Below are 21327 nucleotides of genomic sequence, written 5' to 3' on the forward strand. Positions count from 1 at the left end.
TGGAGAAAACTGTGAGCCAGTTTCGATGAAAGTGGGTGACCCGATGCGATTTTTCATCGTATTTGTCAGTATATACATCCTTATCTATCTCATCGCCAGTTTACCGGTCATGCTGGGCTGGGGAGTGGTGATTGATTTTACAGAACAAGCAACGACCGGGCAAAAAGTGACGTCCTATATCGTAGAAGGATTACAAGCAAGCTGGGGCTGGAAGATGGTCTTTGCATGGCTGGCTTCGCTCGGCTTGATGTTGTGGAGGAGGACACGCTCGTGAAACCAATCAAGCGCAGCCGATTGCGGCTTGTGGCTGGCATCCACTACTACCGATGGAAGCGTTATGGACAGTGGCTGATCAACAGAAAGAGCTTTGCCAAAGAGAAAAGGGAGGAGCAGCTGCCCTGCCTGCACAAACGACATCAAACACCGCTGCTGCGCCGACTGAAGGATGTAGAGATGTGGATGCAGCATAACAAAATCACCAATCTGCGCATCGCCGCAAAGCGTTTGAATGGCATCGTGATTCAACCAGGCGAGACATTTTCGTACTGGAAGCTGATCGGAAAACCGACGCGGCGAAAAGGCTATCTGGACGGCATGCTGCTGTCCCATGGACGGGTGCTGTCTGGTGTGGGCGGGGGATTGTGCCAGCTTTCCAACCTGATTTACTGGATGACGCTGTTTACGCCGCTTATCGTCACAGAGCGTCATCGGCACAGCTATGATGTGTTCCCCGATTCCCGGCGAACACAGCCGTTTGGCAGCGGAGCCACCTGCTTTTACAACTACCTCGATTTGCAGATCACCAATCCGACCCAGCAAGCCTTTCAATTATGTCTCTCGCTGACCGATGCCGATCTGGCAGGCGAATGGCGAGCAGAGCTTCCGCCCACGAGACGGTATGAGGTGTATGAAAAAAAGCACTGGATCACGCCGGCCATCTGGGGTGGCTATGAGCGCCACAATCTCTTGTACCGGCGCGTTTACGATCTGGAGGGGACGTTCATCGAAGACGAGTTCATTACGGAAAATCACGCCTTTATGATGTATGAGCCGCTACTGCCAGAGGCTGCTCGCGGCTGACGGGCGTGTCCTGGCCGGGGTCATGCCCTGTTCGGAGTCATGCACCGCCGCTGACAGAAGCTTTCCGTTAGCAGTCGAAAAGATTCCAATAAATGGAATTTCCTGTTTACTCTCTTTGCCAGCATTAGGGCCCCTGGTTTCACTGGCACTCTCCTGCGATCTGTGAGAAAATAGGAACATATGCTTTCGTTCGGGAGCGTTTTTGAGAGGCAGGAAAGGTGGAAGTTATACATATGTCTACAGTTGACCGAATTATCGCCGGACTGAATCCGCAGCAGCGGGAAGCGGTCCTGACCACGGAAGGGCCGGTATTGATCCTGGCCGGGGCGGGCAGTGGAAAGACCAAGGTGCTGACACAGCGTATCGCCTATCTGATCCAGGAAAAAAGAGTGGCGCCATGGAGCATTCTCGCCATTACCTTTACCAACAAAGCCGCCCGTGAAATGCAAAACCGGGTTGCTGCCATCATCGGCCGTGAAGCAGAGGATGCCTGGATTTCCACATTTCACTCGCTTTGCGTTCGCATCCTCCGAAGAGATATCGACCGTCTGGGCATCAATCGCAGCTTTTCCATCCTCGATGCCGGCGATCAGCTCTCTGTCATCAAGCAATGTCTCAAAGAGCTGAACATCGACCCCAAGCAATACGAACCACGGGGACTTTTAGCCGCCATCAGCGGGGCCAAAAACGAGCTGATTGACCCGCTTCGCTACTCCCAGACAGCAGGGGACGCCTTTTCGATGGTTGTCGCCAAGGTGTATGAATTGTACCAGAAGAAGCTGAAAAACAATCAGTCCCTCGATTTTGACGATCTGATCATGACCACCGTCCGGCTGTTCAAGGAAGTGCCGGAGGTTCTCGAATACTACCAGAAAAAATTCCGCTACATTCATGTAGATGAGTATCAGGATACCAACCGTGCCCAGTACATGCTGATCTCGATGCTGGCCGATCAATTCCGCAACATTTGCTGCGTCGGCGATGCTGACCAGAGTATTTACAAATGGCGCGGTGCCGATATATCTATCATTTTGAACTTTGAGAAGGACTACCCCGAGGCCAAACTGATCAAACTGGAGCAAAACTACCGTTCCACCAAAACTATCTTGCAAGCGGCTAACCAGGTAATCGCAAACAACGTGCTGCGCAAGGAGAAAAATCTCTGGACCGATAATCAAAGCGGAGAGAAAATTGCTTGCTTCCAGGCTGATTCCGAGCATGATGAAGCGTATTTTATCGTCGATACGATCAAGCGGCAGATGGCGGAATACAAAAGATATGACAAGTTTGCGGTCCTCTACCGGACGAATGCCCAGTCCCGTGTGATCGAGGAAGTGTTCATCAAATCGAATATTCCCTACACGATCGTCGGCGGCACGAAGTTCTACGACCGCAAAGAGATCAAGGATATTCTGGCCTATCTGCGGGTGATCTCCAATCCCGATGACGATATCAGTCTGACGCGGATTATCAACGTACCGAAGCGAAACATCGGGGATACTACCGTAGAAAAGCTGCAAGCCTATGCAAATGCACACGGACAATCCCTGTACGGAGCGATTCAGGAAGCCGGATACATGGGCCTTCCCGCCCGGGCAACCAATGCGATTCTCTCGTTTTCTGATCTGATCACAAACCTGATGCAGATGACCGATTACTTGTCGGTAACGGAGCTGGTGGAAGAAGTGCTGAAGCGGACCGGCTACCGGGAAATGCTGAAAGAAGAGAAAACGCTGGAATCCGCTGCGCGTCTGGAGAATATCGAGGAGCTGTTGTCCGTTACGCAGGAGTTTGAGAAGAAAAACGAGGATAAGAGCCTGGTCGCCTTCCTGACCGATTTGGCATTGGTTGCAGATATCGATTCCCTGCTGGAAGACGGACAGACGGAAGAAGAGGTGTCCGCAGAGGGGCAGGTTGTCCTGATGACACTGCACAGCGCGAAGGGTCTCGAATTCCCTGTTGTCTTTTTGGCAGGGATGGAGGAAGGGGTATTCCCGCACAGCCGCTCCCTGTTTGACAATACGGAGATGGAAGAAGAGCGTCGCCTCGCTTACGTGGGCATTACCCGTGCAGAGGAGCGGCTCTATCTGACATCGGCGCGGATGCGCACCCTGTTTGGCCGCACGAATGTCAATGCTCCCTCCCGTTTCTTAAAAGAGATTCCGGCCGAATTGCTGGAAGGCAATCTGGACGTGGAGTCCGGCGGTATGGGCGGCGGCTCCTTTGGCGGACGCGGGTACGGCTCGCGTGACGGGTTTGGCCGTTCGTTCGCAGGCGGGCAGTCTGGTCCAGGAGCCAAAACAGCCTTTGGCGAGCGGGGCACAGCAGGAGTCTCTGCTTTCTCCAGACCGGCCCAGACCGCTCCAGGCAAGCTGCAGGGTCATGGCGGCGGCGCAGGAATCGCTTGGAAGGTAGGGGATAAAGTGAAGCATGCCAAGTGGGGTGTCGGAACCGTGGTCAAAGTAAAAGGAAGCGGAGACGATACGGAACTGGACATCGCTTTCCCCAGCCCGACCGGGATCAAAAAGCTGCTTGCCAAATTTGCACCAATTGAACGTGGGTAGGAATCGAATAGCAAAGGATGAACGATATGGATCGATTGACGGCGGAAGCACGAATTCTGGAATTGCGGGAACAAATTGAGCATCACAACCGTCTGTATCATACAGAAGACCGTCCGGAAATAACAGACCAGGAGTACGACCAGCTCGTGAGGGAGCTGCAAAATCTGGAGGATCTTTTTCCTGACATGGTCACCCCCGACTCTCCGACGCAGAGAGTGGGCAGCGCCCCTTTATCCGCGTTTGAAAAGGTCGTCCACAGGACACCGATGCTCAGTTTGGGCAATGCCTTCGGTGAGGAGGATTTGCGCGACTTTGACCGCCGGGTGCGCCAGATCGTCGGCAATCAGCAGGTGCGCTATGTTTGTGAGCTGAAAATCGATGGATTGGCGATATCCCTTCACTACGAAAATGGGGTGTTCGTCAAGGGAGCGACACGCGGAGACGGACAGGTCGGGGAGGATATCACGCAAAACCTGCGGACGATCCGCTCCATCCCTTTGCGTCTGACGCGTCCGCTGACACTGGAGGTGCGCGGGGAGGCGTTTATGCCGCGAACTGCCTTTGAGAAGCTGAACAAGGAGCGGGAAGAGCGGGGAGAAGCTCTCTTTGCCAACCCGCGCAATTCCGCCGCCGGATCATTGCGTCAGCTCGATCCCAAAATTGCTGCGTCAAGGCAGCTGGACACCTTTATTTACGCGATCGGCGATTTGCAGGGCGTGGATGTGGAGTCGCACAGCGCAGGACTGGATCTCCTGGCAGAGCTCGGTTTCAAGGTCAATCAGGAACGCCGCACGTATGATGACATTGACGGGGTGATCTCCTTTATCAACAGTTGGGTAGAGAAACGGGCCCAGCTTCCGTATGATATTGACGGGATCGTCATCAAGGTGGACAGCTACGGCCAACAGGAAGAGCTGGGCTTCACCGCGAAGAGCCCTCGCTGGGCCGTTGCTTACAAGTTCCCCGCCGAAGAGGCCATTACGGTGCTGAAGGGAATCGAGGTTTCCGTCGGACGCACCGGTACCGTGACGCCAACCGCGATTCTGGAGCCGGTCAGTTTGGCAGGGACGACCGTGAAGCGCGCCTCGCTGCACAACGAGGATATGATACGGGAAAAAGGCCTGTTGATCGGCGACCATGTCATGGTGAAAAAAGCGGGCGACATCATCCCGGAGATCGTGGCCGTTTTGCCTGAGCGGCGGGATGGAAGCGAAACCCCTTTTCTGATGCCGACGCATTGTCCGGAGTGCGGCAGTGAGCTGGTGCGCCTGGAGGAAGAAGTGGCCCTGCGCTGCATCAATCCGATGTGTCCGGCACAAATCCGCGAGGGCATCATCCATTTTGTCTCCCGTCAGGCAATGAATATCGAAGGCCTGGGGGAGAAGGTCGTAGCGCAGCTTTACCAGTTTGAGATCATTCGCAGTGTTGCCGATCTCTACTACCTGCATGAACAGCGCGATGTGCTGCTGAACATGGAGCGAATGGGTGAAAAGTCGGTAGACAACCTGCTCGCGGCGATTGAGGCGAGCAAGGAAAATTCGCTCGAAAAGCTGTTGTTCGGGCTGGGCATTCGCCTTGTCGGAGCAAAAGCGGCGCGTGTGATTGCGGAGCATTTTGGGGAAATGGACGCGATCATGCAGGCTGCTGCAGAGGAACTGACCCAGATAGATGAAATTGGTCCGAAAATGGCGGCCAGCATCGTCGATTATTTCCGTCAGCCCCAGGCACAGGCGGTGATTGAGCGGCTGAAAGCAGCAAGTGTCAACATGAGCTATAAAGGCATCCGCGTAGAGAGCGGAGCGGATCTGCCGTTCGCAGGAAAAACAATCGTTTTGACCGGAACCTTGTCCACGATGACGCGGCAGGAGGCAGAGGAAGCGATTGCCAGGTTGGGCGGCAAGGTGACGGGCAGTGTGAGCAAAAAAACCGATCTCGTCATTGCGGGAGAAAAGGCGGGCTCCAAGCTGGAAAAGGCGGAGAAATTGGGAGTAACCGTCATGGATGAAGCTGGTTTTCGCGAGCTGCTGCAGGGACAAGACTAGGCGAAAGCCAGCTTGGGAGAGAACGGGAAGGAGTGTAGTGGGCATGAAAGGCTTGCTGCAATGGGGAATGATCTTGATGGCTTGGGTGCTTTTAGCCGGGTGCAGTGAGAGCGGGCGCAACAAGCCAGCTCCACCACCTGTCACGGCAGCGTCATCGACGGGAGATCTTACCTACCGGGACGTTCTGCAGTTGGGAGGAGTCATACACAATGTTTCCATGACATCGGACGCACAGCAGATCTGGGTGGGAACTCACGCTGGTTTATACAGCTCTGCTGGCGGTGGGTTATGGGGATTGCTTTCCCCGCAGTTGGAGCAGCAAGATGTAACCGGGTGGTTTGTCGACCCCAAAAACGCTGATCTGATCTTCGCCGCCGGGAAAAACGGGGTGCTCAGCTCCAACGACCGAGGCCAAAGCTGGACCCAATTGGGAAAAGGTTTGCCAAAGTCGGCCGAAATCCGCAGCTTTGCGGGAACGCGTGAAGGGGAGCAGCTTCGGCTGTTTGCTTTTGTCGCCGGGGAAGGGATCTACCAGTCATCTGATGCCGGGGGCGAATGGAAGCTGTGGCTCCCGCTGGATCAGGAAGTTTATGCCATGGATTTTGATCCGGTGGAAAACCGCTTATATGTGGCTGCCCAGTTCAGTCTGTTGTATCATGAGGATGGAGAATGGAAGACAGAAGTCGTTCCTGACGTCCAGCAGGTGTATTCACTGTCGGTAGACAGCCAAGGCATTTTGGCCGTAGCAACCGATCAGGGGATTATGGAAAAAGTAAACGGCGAATGGAAGCAGCTCGATGCCAGATCGCCGGAAACATTGATTGTCATCGCACCAGGGGCAGGCAAATACCAATGGGTCGGTATCGGTGAATCTGCATTTGTTTATACATTATCAGACGATAAGTGGAAAAAGTGGAACTAATACGTAAAACGTAAAGAGGCTCCGGCCTCTTTTGTCCTGTAAGGAGTAGGAATAAATGAAAACAAAACGATGGATATACATGTTTCCGCTGGTATTGATGCTCGCTTTGACGGCTTCAGGCTGTTCTCTTCTGCCCGGTGGAAAGCCAACGGAAGATTTACAGCCTGCAATTCCTTCCCTGTCTCCTGTGGTGGAGGTTTCGGAAGATTACTATGGCAGCATCTCGCCGTATTCGCCCAATCAGACCCGAGGGATGTTGTCCGGGACAGGCTATCGAATCGATTTCAGCCACCTGGAGCTGGGCTTGATGGAGATCGCTCGTGATACGTTCCCGACCACGGATTATCTGTTTCAGGAAGGACAATTGATCACCCGCGATCAGGTGAAGGATTGGATCGCTCAGGAAAAGGCCGGGGCGCCCAACAGCAAGCGCAAAACCAGCACACTGGTCCACGTCCTGGAGCATGATTATCTCAGCAAGGACAAGCAGCAGTTGGCCGGAATGGTGGTCGGACTATCATTGACGCCGCTCTACCAGGATGCCACCGGTCAAAACAAAAACTATACGCTGGATGAACTTCGGGCGAAAGGGCAGCAGTTGGCAGCGAAAATTGTGCAGACCATCCGCGCCAACTCAACGGAAGTGCCGATTGTCGTTGCCCTGTATCAGGTGCCAGAGCAAAACTCCTCACTGGTACCGGGCCGATTCATCATGTCGGGTACCGTTCATGCGAATGAAGCGAGCGTATCCAAATGGCAGCCGATCGACGAAGCGTTCTACCTGTTTCCGAGCAGCGATGTGGAAAAAGCCTATCCGCAGCAATCGCTGCAGTTCAATGAAAAGCTGAAGCGGCGCATACAGGGGGCTTTCAATGAGTTTATCGGCGTAACCGGAGTAGGCCGTTTCATGGGCGGCAAGCTGACAGAAATGACGATCACCGCAATCGCAGAATACGATTCCCGAACCGAGGTCCTGCAATTTACTCAGTTTGCGGCAGCAGCGATTGACCAGGCGTTTGATAAAAATGTCCATGTCAATCTATACGTGCAAACCATCAATCAGCCGTTGGCTATTTACATCCGCCCAGCCAATGGAGATCCGTACATGCATATTTACAGAAAATAACAAATTGATAACACCTTGTCTTGCTCGTTGGAGAGACAGGGTGTTTTTTTAAGCATATTTGTCAATGAGTGTTCAAGTTTATGCACACATCTGTTCATTTTGGGTAACCGAAGAAAGCCTGTTGTTTTCCGAGAAAAATGCAAACACTAACCCGGGAAGAAGAATCTGCAGTTTGCAGCCAAATTGGTATGATCCTTGCATATACATTTGGATGAGAAGTTTGGAAGAAAACGATAGGGAGGCGTTCTCGATGCAAGTGGAATTCAAAAACGAACCATTTACCAATTTTAGCTTGCCGGAAAATAAAAAGGCATTTCAAGAAGCTCTCGCCAAAGTAGAAAGCGAACTGGGTCGCGAATATGATCTGATCATCGGTGGGGAGCGCATCAAAACGGAAAAAAAATCCCGCTCCATCAACCCTTCCAATACAGAGCAAGTGATCGGGGTTGTATCTCAGGCTGATCAGGCGTTGGCGGAGAAGGCGATCCAGACCGCTGCACAAACCTTTGAGAGCTGGAAAGCTGTACCTGCACAAGCACGTTCCCGTTACCTCTACAAAGCGGCAGCGATTATGCGCCGCCGCAAGCATGAGTTCTCCGCATGGCTGGTAAAAGAAGCAGGAAAAAGCTGGGCAGAAGCAGATGCGGATACAGCAGAAGCGATCGACTTCATGGAGTACTACGGCCGTCAAATGGATAAATTGGCGGAGCGCCATCCATTGACACGCATCCCGGATGAAGACAACGAGCTGTACTATGTACCGCTTGGCGTCGGAATCGTGATTCCTCCGTGGAACTTCCCGCTGGCGATCATGGTCGGTATGACGACTGCGGCGCTGGTAGCCGGAAATACGGTTGTCCTCAAGCCAGCTTCCACCACGCCGGTCATCGCGGCGAAGTTCATGGAAATTCTCGAAGACGCAGGAGTTCCGGCAGGTGTCGTGAACTTCGTACCAGGCTCCGGCAGCGAGATCGGTGACTACTTGGTTGAGCATACGCTGACTCGTTTTATCAGCTTTACCGGCTCCCGCGATGTCGGTCTGCGCATCAACGAACTGGCAGCCAAACATCGTCCGGGTCAAAAATGGATGAAGCGCCTGGTAGCGGAAATGGGCGGTAAAGACTCCATCGTAGTTGACAATGATTGCGATCTGGAAATGGCTGCACAAGCGATTGTCGCGTCTGCCTTTGGTTTCTCCGGCCAAAAATGCTCCGCATGCTCGCGCGCAATCGTACACGCAGATGTGTATGACCAAGTGCTCAACCGTGTCGTAGAGCTGACCAAACCGTTGACAGTGGGCGATGTAGTAAACCCTGACTTCTACACGGGTCCGGTCGTCGATGACAAAGCACAGAAGAAAATTCTCGAGTATATCGAAATCGGGAAAAAAGAAGGCAAGCTGATGGTTGGCGGAGAAAAAGGGCCAGATAACGGCTACTACGTCATGCCGACGGTTTTTGCTGATCTCGATCCGCAAGCGCGCATTATGCAGGAAGAGATTTTTGGTCCTGTGGTTGCATTCTGCAAAGCAAACGACTTTGATCATGCGCTGGAAATCGCCAACAATACCGAGTATGGCTTGACTGGATCTGTATTCAGCCGCAACCGTGCTCATCTGGAAAAAGCGCGCACGGAATTCCACGTGGGCAACCTGTATTTCAACCGTAAATGTACAGGTGCCTTGGTCGGCGTGCATCCATTTGGCGGATTCAACATGTCGGGTACTGACTCCAAAGCGGGCGGACCGGACTACCTCCTGCTGTTCACGCAAGCCAAACTGGTTTCGGAAAAACTGTAAGGACCCGCTTCCTTTCCGGAAAAAAGCCGCCTGTTGATCAGGTGGCTTTTTTTACCTTTCCAGGACGTATGCTGGATACGCGAGTTTCTCCCCGTTTTTGCTCACACTACATAAAAAGCGAGCACGTCAAAGGCGGGTGAGACAGATGGTTTCTTATTTAATTCCGGGTTTATCGGCATTCTGCCTCGTATGGCTGCTGATGCCTGTGGCCAGAGTGGTGGCGTTGAAGGCAAAATTGCTGGATCTTCCCCGAGGGCGAAAAAGTCACGCGCAGCCCATGCCGCTTTCCGGGGGACTGGCTATGTTCGCCGGAGTGGCGGCAGTGTCCATTTTTTTTGCAGGGGTGCAAAAACTGGTGGCTGTTTTGCTTGGCGGCAGTCTGCTCCTGGTGGCCGTGGGCTGGTTGGATGATACTTACAAAACGAGGGGAAAAGACTTTCCTGCGCTGCCCAAGCTGTTGATGCAGCTACTGGCCGGACTGCTGGCTTTCGCGAGCGGCATCCGTTTTCGCGGGCTGGGATTTTCATGGATTGGCGGGGAAGCGGGGGACTATTATCTCTTTCCCTTATGGCTTTCCTGTTTGGCCACGCTTCTCTGGATCACCGGCCTGATCAACATGATCAACTTTTTGGACGGGGTTGATGGTCTGGCCGCAGGTGCCACGGTATTTTCGGCCATTACTCTGTTTTTTCTGGCATATGTGAAAGGGCAGGGATTGACGGCGTTGGTGGCGATTGTACTTGCAGGGGCTGCTCTTGGATTTTTGCGGTTTAACTTTTTTCCGGCGAAAATGTTTATGGGCGACACAGGCTCCATGTTTCTCGGCTATGCCCTGGCATTGGTCTCTCTGGAGGGTGCGATGAAGGGGGCGACTCTGATTACGTTGGTTGTCACTGTTCTGGCACTGGGTCTCCCCGTGATCGATACAGTCCAGGTGATGGTCAGCAGGGCGATGGCTGGCTCGCCGATGTATCAAGCAGACCGCCGACATGTTCACCATCGATTGATGTCACTGGGCTTGTCCGCCAAACAAACGGTCGTGATTCTCTATCTGGTCAGCTTTCTCTTCTCTGCTCTGTCGCTGCTCTTGTTTTTCTGGATTATTCCATAGAGGACGAGTAGAAGCAAAACTGATTGCGTCCGGCTTCTTTGGAGCGATACAGGGCGATGTCGGCGTGGCGCAGCAGTTCATTGATCGTCGTGCCATCGCGGGGATAGACAGCGATACCAATGCTCATGGTAAGCGTAAAGGAGTGCTGCTGGATGACCCACGGCTCCTGAAGGGTTTGCAAAACCCGTTTGGCCACTTTGGCCGCTTCTTCAGCCGAATCGAGAGAAGAGAGAAGCAGGATAAACTCATCTCCCCCGAGCCGGGCAACGGTGTCCACTTCGCGCACACAGGAAGAAAGTTTTTTCGCCAGAACCCGCAAGAATTCATCTCCCACGGCATGGCCCCAGGTATCGTTGATTTCTTTGAAGTAGTCACAGTCAAGATAGAGAACAGCGATCTGACGGCCCATGTGCTTGGCCTGGGACATGGCCTGCTTCATTCGGTCCATCAAGAGGCGGCGGTTCGGCAATCCTGTCAGCGCATCATGGTACGCCATGAATTCGAGCTGCGTTTCCAACTTCTTTCGTTCCGTGAGATCGCGGGTGACCGTGAGGACATGCGTGCAGACTCCCTCGCTGTTAAAAATCGGGGTCAGCAGAGACTCTCCGATGATGTCACCATAGGTTGTAAAGTAGATCGGCTTGCCGGCTTTCACTGCATCCCGGTACATACTGTTGAGCGTCGCAGCCTTCTCTTCGGGATACACGTCCTCAATCTGTTTGCCGTACGCATCTTCTGTCAGCTTCGAAACCTGCATGGCTGGAGGGTTCATGAGAACATAGCGAAACCGTGTTCCCTCTTCGACCGACATAAGGAAGATCATATCAGACATATAGTGGAAAAAGCAGGATAATACATCTTCGTATTGATTGATCAGGTTCTCAATATCGTTCGGTCTCATCATAGTCGCTCCTGTTAGTCATGCTGGTATGACTTTCTTAGTATAGCAAATCATGACCAAGAAAATGATGAGACCAAGGTCGGAGTGGGGTTTACTGTCGGTACCAGAAGATGGTACAGTATGGATAGATTTTGTACGGAAAAAACAAGGGGATGCTTATGAACAAGAAACTCCTTCCTGGAATCATTCATCGTCTGCCGCAAAATGTGATGTCGCGTACCATGGGCAAAATCACAGCGTCTCGTTTTAGCCGGTTGGCGATACGCCACTATATCAAGCACTATAACATCGACCCCAGTATTGTGGAAAAACCCGTACGCGAATACCGCTCATTAAAAGAGTTTTTCGCGCGTCGACTAAAACCCGGCGTTCGTTCGATTGCCGAGGGGGACGACGTCGTTGCCAGTCCAGTTGACGGCACCGTCTCGCAAATGGGCGATACCCATGAAGGCACCTTGATTCAGGCGAAAGGCAAGCAGTATAGTCTCGCCGAATTATTGGGCGATGCACCGGAACTGGCCCAGCGCTTTTACGGCGGCAAATTTATCACGATTTATTTAAGTCCCCGCGACTATCACCGGATTCATATGCCGGTCGAAGGTAATCTGACGCGCTACACGTACGTGCCAGGCAGATTGTATCCTGTGAATCAGCTCGGAATTGAGCATGTCGACAAGCTGTTTGCCCGCAATGAACGGCTGGTCACCCATGTGGAGACAAAGGAACTGGGGTGTGTCGCCATCGTCAAGGTAGGCGCCCTGTTCGTCGGCAGCGTAAAAGTGATGTACAACCGGGCGACGACAAACGTGAAACGCGGCCGCAAAATGAGTGAACAGATTCCTTGCGCTCCGCATTACCGAAAAGGGGATGAACTGGGCTGGTTTGAGTTCGGTTCCACGGTCATCCTGCTGTTTGAGTCCAAGGATTTGGAGTGGGCGGACAATGTGAAGATTGGCAGCCCGGTGCTCATGGGACAAAAACTGGCGCAACTGAAGACGCAGTGATTTTTACTGGCTCGTGACGAAGTCCCGGAGGTGATTTATCTCCGGGGCTTTTTTATTTATCAATAAAGATTTTTGTCTAAAAGGATAGAAATACCCGGGAAAATTGACTGAACTGGTTCTTTTCAAGTAAGATCAAAATTATGTGATAGATTCGGAGGTGGAAGCATGAGTGGAATCAACCGCAAGGAAGTAGAGCATGTAGCCAATCTCGCTCGCTTGCAATTGACTGAAGAGGAAGCGGAGCGCTATACCAAGGATTTGAATGCGATCCTGCAATTCGCAGCCAAATTGAACGAGCTGGACACGTCAAACGTCGTGCCGACCAGCCACGCAACCGATGTGAAAAACGTGATGCGCGAAGACGTCAATCGTCCGTGCGTTTCAAATGAAGAAGCACTAAAAAATGCGCCGGAGCATGATGAAGGCCAGTTCAAAGTACCGGCTGTATTCGAATAAAACGATCGAGATCCGGACCCCAAGCGGTCCCTCCTGTTTTCGCCAAACCGCGTATCGCTCAACGAAACAGGAAACAAAAGAAGGGAGGACACCCACGTGTCGCTGTTTGACAAGCGATTGTCGGAAATACATAGCGCCCTGCGCGATAAAGAGCTGTCCGTAACCGAGCTGGTGCAGGCGTCCATCGCCAGCATCAAGGAGCACGACGGCGAAATCAAGTCAGTCCTGCATCTGGACGAGGAAGGGGCGCTTTCCAAGGCCAAAGAGCTGGACGAGCGTCTGGCAGGTTCAGGCGAGGAGCCGGGCCTGTTGTACGGGCTTCCTGTGGGGTTGAAAGACAACATCGTGACGCACGGCGTTCGCACGACGTGCGCGAGCAAATTTTTGAGCAACTACGATCCGATTCATGATGCGACGGTTTCCAAAAAGCTGAAGGAAGAAAATGCAGTGGTTGTCGCCAAGCTGAACATGGACGAGTTTGCCATGGGCGGTTCCAACGAAAACTCCGGGTTTTTCCCGACGAAAAACCCCTGGAATACCGAGTACGTGCCGGGCGGTTCCAGCGGCGGTTCGGCAGCGGCTATGGCAGCTCGCCATTTCTTCTTTACACTGGGCAGCGATACGGGCGGCTCGATCCGTCAGCCTGCAGCGTTTTGCGGGGTAGTGGGTCTCAAGCCAACCTATGGACGCGTGTCCCGTTTTGGCCTGGTGGCTTTTGCCTCGTCTCTGGACCAGATCGGCCCGATTACGAAAAACGTAGAGGATTCTGCCTATGTGCTGCAAGCGATCGCAGGCCATGACGAGTACGACTCTACTTCGGCCAATGTCGCTGTGCCGGACTATCTGTCGGCCCTGACCGGCGACGTCAAAGGACTGCGGATTGGCGTACCCAAGGAGCTGCTCGGAGAGGGCATCGACAGTGAGGTGCGCGAAGCGGTTCTGGCAGCGTTGAAGCAGCTGGAGAGCATGGGCGCTACCTGGAGCGAGGTATCAATGCCGCACACTGAGTATGCGGTCCCTGCTTACTATCTGCTGGCATCCTCGGAGGCGTCTTCCAATCTGGCCCGTTTTGACGGTGTTCGCTACGGCGTGCGTGCGGACAATGCCGCCAACCTGATCGAGATGTACAAAGAATCTCGCAGCCAAGGCTTTGGACCGGAAGTGAAGCGTCGGATCATGCTGGGTACCTACGCGCTTTCATCCGGGTATTACGATGCTTACTATAAGAAAGCCCAGCAGGTGCGTACCCTGATTATCCAGGATTTCAACGATGTGTTTGCCAACTTCGATGTGATTTTGCATCCGACCACGCCGACCACGGCCTTTAAAATCGGGCAAAACACAGATGATCCGGTGAAAATGTACCTGGAGGATATTTGCACCGTGCCCGTTAACCTGGCTGGTCTGCCAGCGATCAGCGTTCCATGCGGCTTTGCCCAAAACGGAATGCCGATTGGCCTGCAGATCGTCGGGAAGGCGTTTGACGAATCCACGGTCTTGCGTGTGGCCCACGCTTACGAGCAGGCGGCCGGATTTTCTCAGCGCAAGCCGGAATGGGTGAGGGGGTAAGAGCATGAGCCAGTTTGAAACCGTCATCGGCCTGGAGGTTCACGCCGAGCTTGCGACGAACAGTAAAATCTTCTGTGGCTGCCCGACCGAGTTCGGTGCGCCGCCGAATACACATACCTGCCCGATCTGTCTGGGGCATCCGGGCGTATTGCCCGTGACCAACAAGCAAGCGGTGGAGTTTGCCATGAAAGCGGCGCTTGCCCTGAACTGCGAAATCTCTCGCGAAACGAAATTTGACCGAAAAAACTATTTCTATCCGGACTCGCCCAAAGCCTATCAGATTTCCCAGTTTGACCAGCCGATCGGCTACAATGGCTGGATCGATATCGAGGTAAATGGCGAAACCAAGCGGATCGGCATTACTCGTCTGCACCTGGAAGAAGATGCGGGCAAGCTGACCCATAGTGATTTCGGAGGCGATTCGCTGGTTGACTTCAACCGCGTAGGTGTTCCGCTGATTGAAATCGTATCGGAGCCAGACCTTCGCTCGCCAGAAGAGGCCAGAGCCTATCTGGAAAAGCTGAAAGCGATCATCCAGTATACCGGCGTGTCCGATGTCCGCATGGAGCAAGGCTCTCTGCGCTGCGACGCCAACGTTTCCATCCGTCCGGTGGGACAAGCAGAGTTCGGCACCAAAACCGAGCTGAAAAACATGAACTCTTTCCGCAACGTACAAGTTGCGCTGGAGTATGAAGTAGATCGTCAGCGGGAAGTCGTCTCCTCAGGCGGCAAGATCGTGCAGGAAACCCGCCGCTGGGATGAGAACAACAAAAAGACTATCTCCATGCGCTCCAAGGAAGAAGCACATGACTACCGCTACTTCCCGGACCCGGACCTGGTGCGGATGCAAATCTCCGAAGAGTGGATCGAGGCTGTTCGTGCCACGATTCCTGAGCTTCCCGATGCGCGTCAGGCCCGCTACGTGAATGAATACGGCCTGTCCCAAAGCGACGCAGGCGTTATCACGATCTCCAAGGATACGGCTGATTTCTTTGATGAAACGGTCAAGACGGGAGCGGACCCGAAAGCAGCAGCCAACTGGCTGATGGTAGAGCTGCTCGGGTACCTGAATGCCGGAAACCTGACATTGGCTGATGTCAAAATCACGCCAGCCGGACTGGGTGAAATGATTAAGCTGATCGAAAACGGAACGATCTCCTCCAAAATCGCCAAAACCGTCTTCAAAGAGATGGTGGAGACCGGCAAAGAGCCAAAGAAGATTGTGGAAGAGAAGGGTCTGGTACAGATCAGTGACGAGGGCGCCCTGCTCCAGATCGTGCAGGAAGTCGTCAATAACAGCCCGCAAGCCGTAGCTGATTACAAATCCGGAAATGACAAGGCGATCGCCTTCTTCGTCGGACAAGTAATGAAGCAGACGCGCGGAAAAGCAAACCCGCCGATGGTGAACAAACTGCTGGTGGAAGTTTTGAAAAACGTGTAAGGCTCGTCATCAGAAGTGTTGCTGTTTGCGGAAAACAGAGCGAAAAAGCACCAAGAAAAAGCACAAAGAGACGGCACCAAGCGAAAGCATAACGAGATCACACAACGAAAAAGCCCGCGTTGCCAGGTATTTGGCACGTCGGGCTTTTCTCTGTTTTTTATCCATCCATTTACAATTGCTTTTGCATTTCCTCCAAAAGCGAGACGGCTTCCTGCTCCAGTGCTTCAATCCGCCCGAGAATCCGGATGGCTTCTTCACTCTCCTGCGGATCGTTGGGTTCGCCACCGGCAGGGAAGGGGAACATACGGGTCAACACTTTATATTCATCTGAGATTTGTCCGTACAAGTCTGCTGCTTTGTGAACAAGGGGGCGGATTCCGTCAAATTGGGTATCCGTCCAGGTCTTCTCGATTTCCCTCCAAAACAGGTAGCCGTAGCGGCGGGCATCCTCTGCCACGGCGAGGGTATAGGCATTGCCGTTTGGCTCGACGCCCTTCTGCGCAAAGGCATCTCGCCAGGTGGCGTAAGCAGCAAGGCCGTATGAGCAGACAGGATCGCCCGCCTCTTCGCGGTAATGCTTCAGGATCGTTTCCAAAGCCCGAGTCAGCATAGTCTTTTGGTCGATCTCCACCTGCTTGTCGATTGCGAGCACGAACAGCTCCCCGATCAATCCGCGACCCAGATGCTCGTAGGGGATCGAGGCATTATGGCTGCAGTTGTCTCCCGCCTGGAACTGACGTGCCTCCGCATCGTAGCCGTAGATCAAGCCGAATTCGGGAATGAACAAATCCCAGGCGAGCACCGGATATCCTCGGTCAATGGAGTCATGAACCAGAGCAAGCGCCTCCGGCAGGTTTTCCGGAAGCTTCCGTTTTTCCCGCGCTTCCGCAGAGAGCAGGAAGGAATCTACCTGATTGGCGTTGGGGCCGTGATCGGTCAGCATCCGTGTACGAACGATCTTGGTTTCAAACCCGAGGTTGCGCATCCCCTCGGTCAATACCTCGTCGAAGGGGAACATGGTGGGCCCGGCAATGTGGACGTTTCCGGGAATGACATTGAGCCGGAATGCATGTCCCGTCAATCCCATGAGCATTTCCAGGGAAAACCTCCGCTCGGTATACTCGGTCAGTCCATACATAGCAGCAGCAGCGGTCGTCCACACGTGTTTACCAAATGCTTCGGGTTTTTTCAGCTCGACTTTTTTCATAAACTCCCTCCGATTGGATACGTATTGGTCAACCGCGACACGAATCTTTTCCTGCACCAGCTTTTTGCGGGAGCGGGAGAGAATCTGATAGACATTGGCTTCAGACATGCGAAACAATCCGGCGATTTCCTGCGGGGAGAGGTGGTCGAAAAAGTGAGACTCGACAATTTGACGCTCCCGGGGACGCAAGCAGCGAAACATTTGCGTAATGCTTTCCAGCAGCTCTCGGCGCATGAGTGCCTCCTCTGGTGTTGCGGTATGCTCCCGTTCGGAACGCTCACGCTCCCGGCCCAGCCTGTAGAGGATGCTGTCCAGACTCTCCCAGTCTGTCTCACCTGCTGCCTCTGTCTGGTAAGCGGCTTGGAGCGCGGAAAAGCTCTGTTCTTTGTTGAGAGTTGCAGCTTTCAGCTTGGTGTACGCTTGGTTGCGCACAATCCGGTGGAGCCAGGGCAGGAAACGGCGGCTGTCTGCCAGCGTGCCGAGATGGAGAAAGGCGCGGATCAGTGCATCCTGAACGATGTCCTCTGCCAAAAAGGGTTCTCTGGCGAAGGATTGGGCGTATCCGTACACCTTGGCCCGATGGCGCCTGACCAGCTCTCCAAAGGCCTCTCTGTCTCCGGTACGCGCCTTTTCAACCAGAACCGAATCTTCCTGTTCTTCCTCCCGTGCTTCTGCTTTTGACGGGAAAAGCTCGTTGTGCAAAGAAAACACCTCGCAAGCGAATTGACCTGCTACATAGACTCGCATTTGAATGGGTTTCTGACAAAATGATGGCGATCCATCAGAAAAAAGTAACAAAACCTTACCGGTATATACATTTACTTCCCGTTTTCTATCTGACATTATTGTAAAAGAAATGATCAACAGATGGCAGGGGGTAAGGCGTGTGAGCCGCTCTTCATACAAACTGGTTTCACTGAACATCGGAAAACCGGTGAACTTTACGTACCAAGGAAAAGATGTGCATACCGGCATCTTTAAAACACCTACGGCGGAAACGCTTTTTCTGTCACGGGAGAATCTGGAGGGAGACGGCCAGGCGGATCTCGTTTATCACGGAGGACCGGATAAAGCCGTCTGTGTCTATCCCCACGAGCATTATGCATACTGGGAAGAGCGTCTGAATCGGAAGCTGATGCCGGCCGCTTTCGGGGAGAATGTGACCACAGCAGGATTGCTGGAAGACGAGGTATGCATCGGGGATGTGTATCAACTAGGGGAGGCCATCGTACAGGTGACGCAGCCCAGACAGCCCTGTCACAAGCTCGCCAAGAAACACGATGTGCCCCAGCTCGCTTTGTGGGTGCAGGAGACCGGCTATACCGGCTATTATTTCCGCGTCCTGCAGGAAGGCCATGTGTCGCCGGACAGCACGCTGTCGCTGATCGAACGTCATCCGGCTGGAATTACCGTAAAGGAAGCAAACCGAGTTATGCATCATGACAAGCAAGATCGGGAGGCAACCAAGCGTATTCTGGCTGTGGCAGAGCTTTCGGGCAGCTGGCGGAAAACGTTTGAGAAGCGTCTGCATGGGGAAGTGACTGATACGGCCAAGCGCTTGAATGGATAAAGCAGTTTCGTTTGTAAGAATGGAAATGCTCCCCTATAATGGAAGGGAGATTGTGTGGAGGAGGTTCCGATGAGCATGAAAATCCTATCCGTTGCGGGGGAGAGCGTACCGCCAAGCAAAGGCGGATCGCCTGCTGATACCTTTGAACGTTCGCTGGTTACTTTCGAAAAAGAGGGACAGCAAAAGACCATCACCGTGACCTATGTACGCTATTTTGAAAAAGTACTGGCCAATGACGGCATCTATGACCAGGAAGCAGAAGGCGTGCCCGTCAATCGCCTGGTGGGTCTCCTCTATCTGGAACACCACGGGGAAGCCCGTGAAAATCGGCATTATATCAATGATACCGAAGACTTCGTTAAATTGTTCGCGGGCTTTTCCTTGAGCGGACTGAAAGCGAAGTATCCCACTCTCTCCCTTGTCTGACAGGCGGAGAGTGCGAAAAGGAGTCGGAAGATTCTGATGGAGATCTCCTCTTTTTAGGAGCGAGATCTTTTTTCGTCAATCGGAATGTTTTCGGAGAGCGACAGGAATCGCTTTTTGTCAGCAGTTCGGCTGAGCCAGTGACGATGCGAATACAGGAGGGATGCCGGTGATCGAGGTAGACAGAGTGAGCAAGCGATTTGGAGAACTGCGAGCGGTGGAGGATGTCGCTTTTTCCGTGGAAAAGGGAGAGGTCTACGGTCTCCTCGGGGAAAACGGGGCGGGGAAAACCACGACGATGCGGATGATGGCGACCATTCTTCAGCCTACCTCGGGAGATATCCGGATTCGCGGATTTTCTGTGCGGCGAGAGCCGGTGGAGGTCCGCCGCTGCATCGGCATTCTGTTTGGAGGGGATGTCGGTCTTTACAGCAGGCTTACTGCTCGTGAGAATATCGCCTATTTTGGCAAGCTGTACGGTCTGGATGATCGGATGCTCGCCCAGCGCATGGAGAGCCTGAGCTCCATGTTGGATATGAAAGAGTTTATGGATCGGCGGGTGGGCGGCTTTTCGCGCGGCATGCGGCAAAAGGTGGCGATTGCCCGTACGCTGGTGCATGACCCGGATGTCATCCTTTTGGATGAGCCGACGACCGGACTTGATGTGACGGCGGCCAACATGTTTCGCCGCATGGTTGCACGCCTGCAGGAGGAGGGCAAGACGATTCTCTTTTCCAGTCACAACATGGGCGAGATTGAACGGCTGTGCAACCGGATCGCCATCATGCATAAAGGGCGGCTTGCCTATGCGGGAACCATAGAGGGCCTGCGGAATAAAGTGAAGATGAACGATTTGGATGATATCTTCATGGCGATGGTGGAGGGAGGTGGATTGGATGAGACATAACGTTGTCTGGACAGTGTTTCGCAAAGAGCTGACCGATCTGTTGCGCGATCGCAAAACCTTGATCGGCACCTTTGTCATTCCTCTTGTCATTATTCCGTTCGTCTTTTTTTTATTGAGCATGTCTTACACCAACGTAGAGAAGGAAGCCCGCGCTTATGTTCCGATCGCTGTCAACGGACAATCCATCCTCATGGACTACCTGAAAAAGCAGACGGGTGTCCAGCTGCTGTCACCTGCCGAGCCGCAAACGGAGCTGGAACAAGGGCGACTGCGGGCGATTATCTCCATCCCGGAAAACTTTGATCAGCAGGTGAAGGCAGGAAAAAAAGTGCGGGTGGAGGTGGCATATGACTCGACGAATCAAAAGTCGATGTACGCCCGCACCGTGATTGAAGAAGCGGTAAAGTCGTACAGTGAGGATATCGTCAACCAGCGCTTGCGTCAGGCGGGACTGTCTGAGCAGGCGATCAAACCGATCGAAACGGTGTACGACAATACGGCATCGAAGGATCGACAAGCGGGGGGAATGCTTGCCGGAATTGTTCCGCTGATGCTGGTTTTGTCACTGGCTTCCGGGGGAATTGCCGCGGCTACAGACCTGGTCGTGGGGGAGCGGGAACGGGGGACCCTGGAGGCTCTTCTGACTGCTCCGATTGCAGCCAATCATCTGCTCACAGCCAAGCTGCTGGCGGTCATGGTCATGAGCTGTATGAGTGCGATGGCTTCGCTGCTGTCGCTCACCTTTGTCTTTCGGATGGGGCCGTTCAATCATACAGCGGAAAGCTCGTTTTCCCTGCGTTTTTTGGAGCCAGGCTCCTTGGTTGTCCTGGGCGGGACAATTCTGCTGCTGGCTGCGATGTTTGCCGGTCTGGAGCTGACGCTGAGTACCATTGCCAAATCGTTTAAAGAGGGGCAGACCTATATGACGGGTGTGATTGTCCTGGCCATGGTTCCTTCGTATATGATGATGCCTGTCAATCCGGTAGACATTCCCCAGTGGGCTTACTATTTGCCGATCTTTAGCGGTGTTGCTTTGGTAAAAGAAGTGTTTTACGGCGCGATTCAGCCCTGGCACATATTCGTTGGCATGGGCACCTCGCTTTTGTATGTGGCGGGCATCGTGGCTCTTTCAGCACGTCTGTTCCGCCGGGAGGGGGCAGTCATCAAAGGGTAACGCTGTTTTTTAGAGAGAAGGCACTAGACGAT

The 21327-nt window shown here is 53.3% G+C and carries 18 protein-coding genes; 16 read left to right on the plus strand and 2 right to left on the minus strand.

Annotation, left to right across the window (positions count from 1 at the left end; all coding sequences use genetic code 11):
• Window positions 1-43: 43 nt before the first annotated feature.
• From NDK47_RS03840 to NDK47_RS03875, 8 genes are all read left to right on the plus strand, one after another.
• Complete coding sequence (locus tag NDK47_RS03840; RefSeq protein ID WP_251873594.1) at window positions 44-274, plus strand: hypothetical protein; 231 nt, start codon at window positions 44-46, stop codon at window positions 272-274.
• Window positions 271-1080: a VanW family protein gene (locus NDK47_RS03845; protein WP_407653379.1), complete on the plus strand. Its 810-nt coding sequence runs from the start codon at window positions 271-273 to the stop codon at window positions 1078-1080. Before NDK47_RS03840 ends, NDK47_RS03845 begins: the two co-directional genes overlap by 4 nt.
• Window positions 1081-1313: 233 nt before the next feature.
• Window positions 1314-3644 carry a DNA helicase PcrA gene (gene pcrA, locus NDK47_RS03850; RefSeq protein WP_251873596.1) on the plus strand — a complete coding sequence of 777 codons (2331 nt, stop codon included), beginning with the start codon at window positions 1314-1316 and terminating at the stop codon, window positions 3642-3644.
• A 17-nt stretch (window positions 3645-3661) separates the two neighbouring features.
• Entirely contained in the window at window positions 3662-5686 is a 2025-nt protein-coding gene (gene ligA / locus NDK47_RS03855; protein ID WP_251873597.1) for an NAD-dependent DNA ligase LigA, read from the plus strand.
• Between the two features lie 43 nt (window positions 5687-5729).
• Window positions 5730-6608, plus strand: a complete 879-nt coding sequence (locus tag NDK47_RS03860; protein WP_251873598.1) for a WD40/YVTN/BNR-like repeat-containing protein — start codon at window positions 5730-5732, stop codon at window positions 6606-6608.
• Between the two features lie 55 nt (window positions 6609-6663).
• Window positions 6664-7734, plus strand: coding sequence for a CamS family sex pheromone protein (locus NDK47_RS03865; protein WP_251873599.1), 1071 nt, complete (start codon window positions 6664-6666; stop codon window positions 7732-7734).
• Between the two features lie 250 nt (window positions 7735-7984).
• Window positions 7985-9532 (plus strand): L-glutamate gamma-semialdehyde dehydrogenase, encoded by a 1548-nt coding sequence (gene pruA / locus NDK47_RS03870; protein WP_251873600.1) that lies wholly within the window; start codon window positions 7985-7987, stop codon window positions 9530-9532.
• 145 nt (window positions 9533-9677) lie between these two features.
• Complete coding sequence (locus NDK47_RS03875) at window positions 9678-10643, plus strand: glycosyltransferase family 4 protein (RefSeq protein WP_251873601.1); 966 nt, start codon at window positions 9678-9680, stop codon at window positions 10641-10643.
• Here the strand turns inward: NDK47_RS03875 and NDK47_RS03880 are convergent.
• The gene (locus tag NDK47_RS03880) at window positions 10633-11544 is read right to left on the minus strand and encodes a diguanylate cyclase domain-containing protein (RefSeq protein ID WP_251873602.1); all 912 of its coding nucleotides are present in this window, start codon (window positions 11542-11544) and stop codon (window positions 10633-10635) included. The genes NDK47_RS03875 and NDK47_RS03880 overlap by 11 nt on opposite strands.
• A gap of 158 nt (window positions 11545-11702) precedes the next feature.
• Here NDK47_RS03880 and asd point away from each other — a divergent pair, with 158 nt between their 5' ends.
• The 4 genes from asd (at window position 11703) to gatB (ending at window position 16014) form a co-directional block, all read left to right on the plus strand.
• Complete coding sequence (gene asd / locus NDK47_RS03885; RefSeq protein WP_251873603.1) at window positions 11703-12548, plus strand: archaetidylserine decarboxylase; 846 nt, start codon at window positions 11703-11705, stop codon at window positions 12546-12548.
• A gap of 165 nt (window positions 12549-12713) precedes the next feature.
• Window positions 12714-13004, plus strand: a complete 291-nt coding sequence (gene gatC / locus NDK47_RS03890; RefSeq protein WP_251873604.1) for an Asp-tRNA(Asn)/Glu-tRNA(Gln) amidotransferase subunit GatC — start codon at window positions 12714-12716, stop codon at window positions 13002-13004.
• 96 nt (window positions 13005-13100) lie between these two features.
• On the plus strand, window positions 13101-14573 hold the full coding sequence (gene gatA, locus NDK47_RS03895; RefSeq protein WP_251873605.1) for an Asp-tRNA(Asn)/Glu-tRNA(Gln) amidotransferase subunit GatA: 1473 nt from the start codon (window positions 13101-13103) through the stop codon (window positions 14571-14573).
• 4 nt (window positions 14574-14577) lie between these two features.
• On the plus strand, window positions 14578-16014 hold the full coding sequence (gene gatB, locus NDK47_RS03900) for an Asp-tRNA(Asn)/Glu-tRNA(Gln) amidotransferase subunit GatB (protein WP_251873606.1): 1437 nt from the start codon (window positions 14578-14580) through the stop codon (window positions 16012-16014).
• Between the two features lie 169 nt (window positions 16015-16183).
• Here the strand turns inward: gatB and NDK47_RS03905 are convergent, their stop codons facing one another.
• The gene (locus NDK47_RS03905) at window positions 16184-17932 is read right to left on the minus strand and encodes an RNA polymerase sigma factor (RefSeq protein WP_407653428.1); all 1749 of its coding nucleotides are present in this window, start codon (window positions 17930-17932) and stop codon (window positions 16184-16186) included.
• Between the two features lie 175 nt (window positions 17933-18107).
• On the opposite strand from NDK47_RS03905, the gene NDK47_RS03910 reads away from it, so the two are divergent.
• The 4 genes from NDK47_RS03910 (at window position 18108) to NDK47_RS03925 (ending at window position 21295) form a co-directional block, all read left to right on the plus strand.
• Window positions 18108-18791, plus strand: coding sequence for an MOSC domain-containing protein (locus NDK47_RS03910; protein ID WP_251873608.1), 684 nt, complete (start codon window positions 18108-18110; stop codon window positions 18789-18791).
• A 69-nt stretch (window positions 18792-18860) separates the two neighbouring features.
• On the plus strand, window positions 18861-19217 hold the full coding sequence (locus NDK47_RS03915; protein WP_251873609.1) for a hypothetical protein: 357 nt from the start codon (window positions 18861-18863) through the stop codon (window positions 19215-19217).
• A gap of 166 nt (window positions 19218-19383) precedes the next feature.
• Window positions 19384-20121 (plus strand): ABC transporter ATP-binding protein, encoded by a 738-nt coding sequence (locus NDK47_RS03920; RefSeq protein WP_305883368.1) that lies wholly within the window; start codon window positions 19384-19386, stop codon window positions 20119-20121.
• On the plus strand, window positions 20111-21295 hold the full coding sequence (locus tag NDK47_RS03925) for an ABC transporter permease (RefSeq protein WP_251873611.1): 1185 nt from the start codon (window positions 20111-20113) through the stop codon (window positions 21293-21295). The genes NDK47_RS03920 and NDK47_RS03925 overlap by 11 nt, the downstream gene beginning before the upstream one ends.
• Window positions 21296-21327: the final 32 nt, after the last annotated feature.

Origin of the sequence: Brevibacillus ruminantium (genome assembly GCF_023746555.1) — a bacterium.
GTDB lineage: Bacteria > Bacillota > Bacilli > Brevibacillales > Brevibacillaceae > Brevibacillus > Brevibacillus ruminantium.